This is a genomic window from Marinilactibacillus piezotolerans, from assembly GCF_900114235.1.
GTDB lineage: Bacteria > Bacillota > Bacilli > Lactobacillales > Carnobacteriaceae_A > Marinilactibacillus > Marinilactibacillus piezotolerans.
In genome coordinates, this window is record NZ_FOSJ01000073.1 from 1 (window position 1) to 6,777 (window position 6,777).

The window sequence follows — 6,777 nt, forward strand, 5'->3', positions numbered from 1 at the left end:
GCCCCCTCTATTACAAGTGCCTTTAAGAAACTAAAAGAATATGGCGGCTTTTATCAAGGGACAGAACATCGTACCATTAAATACCTGAATAATTTGATTGAACAAGACCATCGTCCAGTAAAGAGACGCAATAAATTCTATCGAAGTTTACGCACTGCCTCTACCACGATTAAAGGCATGGAAGCCATTCGAGGATTATATAAGAAAACCCGAAAAGAAGGCACTCTCTTCGGGTTTTCGGTCTGTACTGAAATCAAGGTATTATTGGGAATCCCAGCTTAAATCATAGATACCGTAAGGGATTTTATTCTTTATTTAAAACTTTGCAACAGAACCATGCCAATCATTTTGGGATCACACGAATGCCTTCTGAAGAGAATGTTTTATTCTTTGAACCACAGTATCGTTATAGTTTCGAAGAATGGATCGACTGGTCAATGAGAGAAGATGCGGACAAAAAAGCGGAGATCAAGAACGTTTTTGTATTGCCCTCTACTCAAGAATTTCGTCAAGTTGATGAACCTTGGTTCCAGCTGTTGCTAAAAAGTCAAAAAATACAAGGTGAAAAGGGCGTATATGGTCGAAATAATGTCATATTCACCTTGTCTTTGGCATATTTTTCGTCAGGATACGAAGTAGAAGCATGTGAATTGACGATGTTAGAATTCAATGACCGCTTGGCTAACCCTTTATCTGATCGAGAATTAACCAGAATCATTCGATCCGCTTACTCTGGAAAATATCAAGCAGCGCACAGAGAAAAAATTGTCCTATTATGCCAAGAGTGGGTCGATGCCAATCTTTCTGAAGAGCAGCTATTCAACAAAAAACGGGGTTGGTGGAAATTCAAGAAAGAAAGAGCTGTTCGCAAGTATTCACATAGTCATGAATGGGCAGAAGATCTACTGTCCTATTTGAATGAGCAATCCTATGAAGAACAACCATACATTATTTCTACAAAAAAAGAGTTAACTGAAAGTTTAAAGATCCCAAAACGGTCCCTGGACAAAGTACTGAAGCAGTTGAGAGAAGAGAACAAAATTCATTTTCGTGTTCGTGCTGGTCGTAATGGAGGTATTATGCTAGCTTCGATACATGGATTGATGCGCTCCGTTATCCGGCTAAAAAAAGAAAGCCAGGGGGCTTATTTCGCTGCGATCTCAGAAGCTTTTGGAAGAGAATACATGTTTATCAAGACAGCACTGAAACGCTTGATAGAACCCAATAAGATCGGCGTGCAAACAGATCTGTTCACGATTGATACAGGTTGAAATTAAAAGGTGCAAATTGCCTATTACATTATATCTATGATACGTTCCTTCTTTTTCTCCGCCTTGCTTGCTGGTTTTAAGAAAGAGTAGTACTATTATTGCAAAGGTAATAATATGGTGGGAGGTCTTTCTGACTATGAGTATCAATACCTTTGTATATCCCTACCCGATCAATGTGTTTATTATTTCGCGGTTAGGTCTGACAGTAGAGCAATTTTGTGAGTTGCATGGCTATAAGCAGAGTACAGTAGCAAGTTGGGTAACAAGAAACCGTACCGTAAAGACGTTGCCTTGTGATTTTTTGTATTGTCTAAGCCTTTCTTCAGGCTGGTCAATGGATGATGTTTATCGTCATTTATTGGTGTTGGAGGAGAGGTTTTTAAAGAGTATTGATCCCAAGAAGAAGAAAGAGCAGGTGGATTGATGAATGATTGAGGAGGAAATAGCTGAGCTTAATAGGATCAAAGAATGGGCTGTTATTTTGAAAATCTATTATGGTATTCTGATTCTTTCTTTTATTACGGCCGGATTAGTTTCTCTTTTATTGGTTCTTTTATCGTTATGGACGAATATGATGCTATTTTTGTCTTTACTTTTACTGTTTTTCTTAGGATTAGGGGGAGTAGGTACTGCTATTTTGGATGACTATAAGTGGTCGTTGTTTAGTGGAATTTGTAGGAGAATGAAAAAAAGTGCAACTGTTGAGTCTTATGAATGCTGGAAGAAGGAAATGAATGTGTAGAGGTATACAAAAGAGCCTAGCAATAGATACTAGGCTTTTTCCTATGGCTTTAAAATGTATACAGGTGGAATATGAATGTTGTTTGGACGATCAACGTTTCTGTCAGATAAACGTTGGAAAGCGCCGTGTAGACCTTCTACCAAATGACTGGATGGCAATAAATTGTGCCAATTTGTTACGATTTGATTTAATTTATTTAATCGATTCTGTTTTTCATTAAGTTGATCATCCATGTAAACATTTAGTACGTTTGTTAGGTATTGTGCCCACATTTTTAATTCGATAGAGTCCACATGGTCTGCTACGAAAGCTAGTTTTTCCAATATGAGTTTTGATTCTTCAAAGTACCCTAAGTCCATTAAGCAGTCAGATAAGTTTCCCAAGCAGATAGGGTAATATTTCTTGTAAAAATGGTTGAATGAGTCCATGACATTGAAGTCAACAGCAAGTAGTTTTTGACTAACTATTTGCAGCTGGTCAATAGATAATGGGGTCATAAAGTCTGCGAAAAATTGGAAATCATAAGAAGTCGGGTACGTGGCTTCTTATGATTTGATTTATAAGAGCCAGGGCTTTAGTGATATCGATTTTAGGAATTTGAGTAGTGTCATTTGATAAAAATTTCTCAAGCAGCATTCTTAAATGGATTAGTGTCAAATTATTGTTTTCGTTTCTAAAACATCCTTGTATAGCAAGATAGCTTGTTGAACATCATGATGTTCAACAAGGTTGTAACGTTTTTTTGAGTGTTGTTGTCTTCGGATATCGAATTCAAACAATCACTACTTATCACTAACAAGTCAATTATCAGATTGAACAGAAAAGTGGATTGACAGCTGAAGCAGTTGCAGAGCTCAAAGATTACTCAAATAAACAATTTCAAGGCTAGAGAACAAAAGCAAGAACAAACAATAGCTTTACAAAGAGAAGAAGAAAAATAAAGGAGAATGAGCTATGAATTTTCTACAAAATAATTTCCAAACTTTATATTTAGGTGCAGCTGCAGGAGATATTCAAGGAAGAATTTCCGGAGCATTAACAACAGTTCAATCCGTATTGACAGGTATACAAGATCGTCAAAAAGCATTTAGATGAAGCGGAAACAATCGTGATTGCGACCGACAGCGACCGAGAAGGTGAAGCAATCGCCCGCTTGATTATCAACCTTTCGGGAAATAGCCGGAAAACCATTAAACGTTTATGGATCAACTCGCTTGAAACTAGCGAAATCAAAAAAGGATTTCAAAATCTGAAGGACGGACAGGCGTTTTATTCCACTTACAAAGAAGCAGAAACCCGACAAATCGCTGATTGGCTGGTAGGAATCAATCTCACCCGTCTTTACACGCTTTATATGCAGAAAAACGGCATGAGAGGCGTGTTTAGCGTTGGACGCGTCCAAACCCCGACTTTGTTCTTGATTTACCAACGCAACGAAGAAATCAAACATTTCGTCAGCAAGCCATTTTATGTATGAAGACGAATGGAGAGAATACTATGCAACCAAAAATGAGAGCATACATATTACGAGAAACAAACTCGTTTTCCAATGCAATGAAGGAATCGCTCTGTCTACTCATAAAACGGAAATTGAAAGAATCATGCATGCATTGGCACTTAAACTATTATTACTGGAGTTAAATTCATATGATTTTTAATCTGCAAAAAAGTTTATAGCACCGTCGCTTATACCAGAAAATATAACAAACGCCGCATTGTTTTTTTGTGCACTTTAATAATCTATTCAACTAAGGAATTAAGCTGGCTGTCAAGAGAGTAATATCGTATTGAATCTCAGGTGGAAATTTTCTGCGGTATCTTTTTTGACTGAAATGACATTAGTGTCTTTTGGGGATTGTGTATGTAAGTATTTTTTAAAATCATTTTAACAAGTTTTGGACAAAAATTCTCATGAAAAAACAGAATTTAAATAGCATGATAAATTAGAGAAGATAGTTTAATGTGCTTATAGGAACACCCCACTTTTACAGTCACAATCAATAACCTTGCTACTTTCTTTCGAAATTGATAAGAGTCTAAAGGATTGACAACGCTTGATAGTGAGCATAAACTTAATGTATGCTAGTTAGTTTACAAGTGCAAACTAAAAAAGTATGATGTGTCGTCTCTGAAATTCTCCCTGATTCAAGTCATAACCAGAGTACATATCGGTTATTTTTTGATTCCATATTTTTTCCTTTATGTGCTGAGGATTAAGGGGTACCAATTGTAATTGCGCGTTATATGGTCTTTGTTTAGAATCGCTCTCCAAAAAGCTAATTTTTTTGCATAGAATTTTAGATGTGGTATCATTAATTAGAATTATTATAAATAAGAAGTAGGTATCATTGTTTCAGTACAAAGACTAGGAGGAATGGAAGATGGAAATAGACTACAAGGATCATGGGAAGAAGCCGTATATCATTAATATTGAAGACGCCACCACAGGAAATGATAATTACCGGACGACCATTTGGACAGGCAGTAAACTGCAAGTCACCGTAATGTCCATTCAACCGGGCGATGACATCGGTTTGGAAGTGCACGAAGGCATTGACCAATTTATCCGTATTGAAGAAGGAGAAGGCGTGTGTAAAATGGGGCCTTCTAAAGATAACTTACATGTTCAACAAAAAGTGATGGATGATGACGCCGTATTTGTTCCGGCGGACATGTGGCACAACATCGAAAACACCGGTGATAAGCCGCTCAGACTGTATACCATTTATGCTGGTCCAGATCACCTTGAAGGAACGGTTCACCCTACTCATGAAGACGCCAAAAACGATCCAAACGAACACTGAGGTACACTAGGATGAAACAAAAGCCCTGCACCCGTATGGATGGTCCACTGGTGCAGGGCTTTTTTATAAAGGAGAGAAGTGGTATGAGTGATTCATTGTTTCAATTAGAGAAGGTTGGTTTTCAGGCAAACGGAAACCAAATCCTTCAAGATATCTCTTTTACAGTAAACAAAGGGGAAGTGATTGTTTTTTCTGGTCCTTCTGGAAGTGGAAAAAGTACCCTTTTGAAATTAATTGGTACGCTGCTTTCCCCAACTTCCGGAAAAATTTATTATCGAGGTACGGATCTGCAAAAAATCGATCCTGTGGAGTATAGAAAAGAAGTCTCTTATTTCTTTCAAAACGCTTCTCTATTCGATGAGACAGTTCAAGAGAACTTGTCTTTTCCTGCCCGCATAAGAGAAGAAGGATTTGATCGGGAACGTGCAAAAAAATTGTTAGAACGAGTTCAAATACCTGAAACTTACTTATCGAAAGAGGTCAAGGAACTATCAGGAGGGGAAAAACAACGGGTTGCATTGGTCCGAAATTTGATGTATCAACCGAAAGTGTTGCTCCTGGATGAAGTTACCAGTTCATTGGACCAAGAAAACAGAGCGATTGTCCTTGATTTAGTCCGAGACATGATGAAAGACCAACAAACTACGGTGTTGGCCGTCACTCACAACCAGGAAGAAATCGACCAAGCTTCTCGTCTGATTACTATCAAAGGTGGAAAAATGGAGGAATCGAAATGACAAATAATTTGGAAATCAGTAATCTTTCTTTGCTTTTATCCTCTGTCCTCTTGATAGTTGCCTTGTTGATTGATTACAAAGAGAAATTGGGATTAGGAAACGACATTTTTATTGCGGGAATTCGCGCTGTCATTCAATTATTCCTTATTGGATATGTATTGAGCTACGTATTACGAGTGGATAACAACTTTCTCACTTTAGCGATGGTTTTGTTCATTGTGTTCAACGCTTCTTATAACGCCCATACACGCAGTGAGGGGATCAACCGCTCTTTTAAAATTTCAACGACGGCTATTGGAGTAGGAACAGCCTTGTCCTTACTCATTCTTGTTTTTTCAGGAGTCATTGACTGGACCCCTTCCCAAATCGTTCCAATTACAGGCATGATTGCCAGCAACGCCATGACTGCGATTGGAGTGACCTATCGGTCTTTGAATTCAAAATTTACGGACCAACGCCAACAGGTATTGGAAAAATTGGCATTGGGAGCCAATAAAAAACAAGCGTCCATGAGTATTGTAAGAGAAAGCGTCAAAACGGGCATGGCTCCTTCTATTGACCGAACAAAAACGGTTGGACTTGTCAGCCTACCAGGTATGATGTCAGGGTTGATTTTTGCGGGAATTGATCCTGTTCAAGCGATTCGTTACCAAATTGTTGTGATGTTTATGTTGATTTCAGTTACTGCGATTTCTTCATTTATTGCTAGTTATATGGCTTACCGTGAGTTTTATAACAATCGCAGTCAATTAATTATATGATTTGGGATGATACACTACTCTTAAAACCAGTGGTTACAATTTTATGTAGTTAAAAGAAGACCTCACGAGAATAATTGCAAAAAGAACTTCATTTTTTAAGGAAGAAGGATATTTTTGTCATCGAATCTTTGGAACGACGGTTCTGTTGCAAAGTTTTAAATAAAGAATAAAATCCCTTACGGTATCTATGATTTAAGCTGGGATTCCCAATAATACCTTGATTTCAGTACAGACCGAAAACCCGAAGAGAGTGCCTTCTTTTCGGGTTTTCTTATATAATCCTCGGATGGCTTCCATGCCTTTAATCGTGGTAGAGGCAGTGCGTAAACTTCGATAGAATTTATTGCGTCTCTTTACTGGACGATGGTCTTGTTCAATCAAATTATTCAGGTATTTAATGGTACGATGTTCTGTCCCTTGATAAAAGCCGTATTCTTTTAGTTTCTTAAAGGCACTTGTAAT

9 protein-coding genes and 3 pseudogenes are annotated in these 6,777 nt (G+C 37.8%); 10 read left to right on the plus strand and 2 right to left on the minus strand.

Annotated elements, in window-relative coordinates:
• The 4 genes and pseudogenes from BM212_RS11460 to BM212_RS11475 form a co-directional block, all read left to right on the plus strand.
• A pseudogene (locus BM212_RS11460) lies at positions 1-282 on the plus strand (IS6-like element IS1216 family transposase); the annotation flags it as partial.
• Between the two features lie 53 nt (positions 283-335).
• Positions 336-1,271, plus strand: a pseudogene (locus tag BM212_RS11465) (primase C-terminal domain-containing protein); the annotation flags it as partial.
• 136 nt (positions 1,272-1,407) lie between these two features.
• Entirely contained in the window at positions 1,408-1,695 is a 288-nt protein-coding gene (locus tag BM212_RS11470; RefSeq protein ID WP_091898665.1) for a type III secretion system protein PrgN, read from the plus strand.
• A 3-nt stretch (positions 1,696-1,698) separates the two neighbouring features.
• Positions 1,699-2,013 carry a hypothetical protein gene (locus BM212_RS11475; protein WP_091898667.1) on the plus strand — a complete coding sequence of 105 codons (315 nt, stop codon included), beginning with the start codon at positions 1,699-1,701 and terminating at the stop codon, positions 2,011-2,013.
• A 41-nt stretch (positions 2,014-2,054) separates the two neighbouring features.
• Here BM212_RS11475 and BM212_RS12890 read toward each other — a convergent pair whose 3' ends face one another.
• Positions 2,055-2,510, minus strand: coding sequence for a hypothetical protein (locus tag BM212_RS12890; RefSeq protein ID WP_245750971.1), 456 nt, complete (start codon positions 2,508-2,510; stop codon positions 2,055-2,057).
• Between the two features lie 457 nt (positions 2,511-2,967).
• On the opposite strand from BM212_RS12890, the gene BM212_RS12675 reads away from it, so the two are divergent.
• The 6 genes and pseudogenes from BM212_RS12675 (at position 2,968) to BM212_RS11510 (ending at position 6,315) form a co-directional block, all read left to right on the plus strand.
• Positions 2,968-3,108 (plus strand): hypothetical protein, encoded by a 141-nt coding sequence (locus BM212_RS12675; RefSeq protein ID WP_002316998.1) that lies wholly within the window; start codon positions 2,968-2,970, stop codon positions 3,106-3,108.
• A 13-nt stretch (positions 3,109-3,121) separates the two neighbouring features.
• Positions 3,122-3,484: pseudogene (locus tag BM212_RS11485) on the plus strand (DNA topoisomerase); the annotation flags it as partial.
• Complete coding sequence (locus tag BM212_RS11490) at positions 3,483-3,671, plus strand: hypothetical protein (protein ID WP_007209261.1); 189 nt, start codon at positions 3,483-3,485, stop codon at positions 3,669-3,671. The pseudogene BM212_RS11485 and the gene BM212_RS11490, both read left to right, overlap by 2 nt.
• Before the next feature lie 723 nt (positions 3,672-4,394).
• Complete coding sequence (locus tag BM212_RS11500; RefSeq protein WP_002307506.1) at positions 4,395-4,817, plus strand: cupin domain-containing protein; 423 nt, start codon at positions 4,395-4,397, stop codon at positions 4,815-4,817.
• 83 nt (positions 4,818-4,900) lie between these two features.
• Complete coding sequence (locus tag BM212_RS11505; protein ID WP_002307505.1) at positions 4,901-5,554, plus strand: ABC transporter ATP-binding protein; 654 nt, start codon at positions 4,901-4,903, stop codon at positions 5,552-5,554.
• A complete protein-coding gene (locus BM212_RS11510) occupies positions 5,551-6,315 on the plus strand; it encodes an ABC transporter permease (RefSeq protein WP_072693824.1) in 765 nt (254 codons plus the stop codon). The genes BM212_RS11505 and BM212_RS11510 overlap by 4 nt, the downstream gene beginning before the upstream one ends.
• 192 nt (positions 6,316-6,507) lie before the next feature.
• Here BM212_RS11510 and BM212_RS11515 read toward each other — a convergent pair.
• Positions 6,508-6,777: DDE-type integrase/transposase/recombinase (locus BM212_RS11515; protein WP_029485990.1), on the minus strand; the 270-nt coding region annotated here is incomplete at its 5' end.